This is a genomic window from Elusimicrobiota bacterium (assembly GCA_026388075.1).
Classification (GTDB): domain Bacteria; phylum Elusimicrobiota; class Endomicrobiia; order Endomicrobiales; family JAPLKN01; genus JAPLKN01.
This window is the reverse complement of sequence record JAPLKN010000167.1, coordinates 1-2,650: the sequence shown is the minus strand read 5'-3', so window position 1 is coordinate 2,650 and position 2,650 is coordinate 1. Positions and strand designations below refer to the sequence as shown.

The 2,650-nt window shown below is 33.8% G+C and carries 1 protein-coding gene; it reads left to right on the top strand.

Annotation, left to right across the window (positions count from 1 at the left end):
- Positions 1 to 2,650 (top strand): hypothetical protein (locus NT145_09070; GenBank protein MCX5782825.1); only part of this gene is annotated, 2,650 nt, incomplete at both ends.

Sequence of the window (2,650 nt, the reverse complement as noted above, 5' to 3'; positions counted from 1 at the left end):
TCTAAAGAAACGGGCATAAAGGCTACAAAAGAGCTTCTTGAAGCAATAAATAATAAGTATCCGGACAAAATAAGTAAAAAGGGACCTGTAGGAGCAGGGCATACGCAGGCTGACAAAGATAATAACGCAAGATTGGTGCTTCCAAAACATCGAGGGCTTGAGAAAGAATTGGAAAACAAAATTTCTGAGCTGAGGAACTTGAAATTAAAAGAACCTGATAGCCCGAGAATCAAAATATTATCAAAAGAAATTACGAAACTTTCTAGAGAAATAGCGAAAAAAGAAGCGGGACTTTCATTAAATCATTGGTTTGTACAGCTTCATTATCCCAAACTCCTTCAAGAACTGATTGACGATCATATTGATCGTTATCAAATAAACAAAGTTCTTAGAGACGAATTAAAAGAAAATGAAAAACACATCTATGATGAAAGGGTAAACGCAGCTAAAAAAATAATTGAACGCACCTACGAGTGGGGATTTGGCGTTTTTGCTGCTTCTGTATTTGTGTTATTTCTTACGATGCTTCCCGTATTTGGCGCAGGTTGGTTTGTTGTAAGCATAATAGGAGCTGTTATACTATCGTACTTAGCGGGCCGTGAAGCGAATATAAGAACACAAATTAAACTTAGCATAAATAAACCAGCTATTCTTGACAAACTAATTAATGAAATTCCCGGATTGTTTGAGGATAGGGACGGATTTCTAAATGCGCTAGGGATTGAAATAAAAAGCGAACAGGATGATCTAAATATTAAAAAAGAAGCAAGACAAATCTCTAAAGATGATAGCGGATTTATTAGTGCATTTCAAATTAAAACAAAATGCGAGCTGGATCATTTAAGTATTAATTGTGCCACCGAAAATGAAGCAAAACTAATTTTAGATGAATTTATTGAGAAATACGGTGCGCGGGTAATTGGCTCTCAAAAATCACCTGAAGGAAACACAATCTATAAAATCTTTTTTCAGGTTCCTCTTGTAGTGGGCCAGTATAAAGGTAAAAGAATAACTGTTGATACAATTCAAATTTCTGAGCCGTCTAATTTGAAGAAAATTAAGAAAACCGTTATTGACCATATTGCATTCAGATTGGTTACTCCAAATCAAGAAAAACAGCTTGAACCGGTATTTAATTATGATTATTCTTCACAAGAACCTTTTAGTATCGGTAAAAACGGAAAATATGCTGTAGAAAAACAGCCGTCAAAATATCCTAATCCTGAATCGGGATTAGCAAAGAAAATAGGTCTTGTTAAAGAGATTGCTTCTGCAAGTGATGAAGATGGTATTCTAGATTCGAATCCCGAAGGAATATATCTTAAAAATCATCTTATTAGTTCTTGGAATTTTAAGTTTAAAAATACCCTGAGGCCGGACGCAATTAGAATAGAACTGAGAAATTCTTCAGTATTTAAAGAAATGCTGCAAGAGATTGCGATAGCAATTCAGTATATTGAGCAGGAACATAAAAATATTAGTATTCAAGGTATTATTGATGAACTGAATAATTCGTTTGCTGATGTATTTGGGGTAAAATTTGCAATTGATACTGAATCAAAATTTGAACAAAAGCAACATGATTTTGACTTTATTATTCAATTCAATGGGTACTCAATATCCTTGAAATTCCAATGGTATTATTATGCCAAGGTTGAAACAAACCCAAGGGAAACTGTAATTATTCCTAGTGCAAATACTAAAGCCGGAGCCGTTCCCGGTGAAAAAAATAGAACACTGCTTACCACGCCTTCTAGTATTATTGAATCTATTCAGAGAATAGGGAAAGTCATAAGTTTAAATGAAATGATAGCCAAAGCAAAGGAATTGGAGCGAATAAATCAATTAAAAATTAAGGATATTAAGAAAAGAGAAGACGTAATAAAGTATTTCAATAATGAAGCCATAAGAAAGGAAATTATTAAAAACATAAATAAAAACGGAATTTCACTGAAAGAATTTGCGCACATTTTTGTTTACACGGCTATTTTAGTATCCACTTCATTTGAAGACGTTGAAGATCCTGATTTTCCCAAAGCACATTTGCCGGAAAACCAGGACGAAGTAGGAATATTGGCATCAATAATTCGTATAGCAGTCAGAAATGCGCTTCAATTAACTCCTTTAAACGCGACAAAAATGCTTTTGAAAGAGGCAAAAAAATGGGCGAAATTTTGGAGCAGGTTTAGATATATCAATAAGATAATAAAAAAGATACCAGAATTTGTAAGCGAACATTACAGGGGTAATATTCTAAGGCTTGTAAACATCGGGGCTTTGCGAACTAAAGGAGATGATATGCAGCCCGCCCTGGTTACAATTAAAAGTATTAAGAAAACCATGCTAGACGCAAGATATTCAGGTATCAGCGAAAATACGGATACAGCAAAACAGCTTGAAAAAGAAAACAGCATAGACATTGAAATTGTTAATGAACGGACAGAAATTAAAAAGTTATACGCAGATAAGGAAATAAAGAAATTAATTAAATTGTATTTTGGCGAAGCAGGGATTTCTTATGATGAATTTGTGCATATTTTCATTCAAGCGGCTATTAAAGATATGCCAAACGAGCCTTCTTTTGAAGTCGAAGATTTTATAAAAACAAATTTGCCGGAGAAAAAAGAAAGAATTACTGAAATGGTGGAAC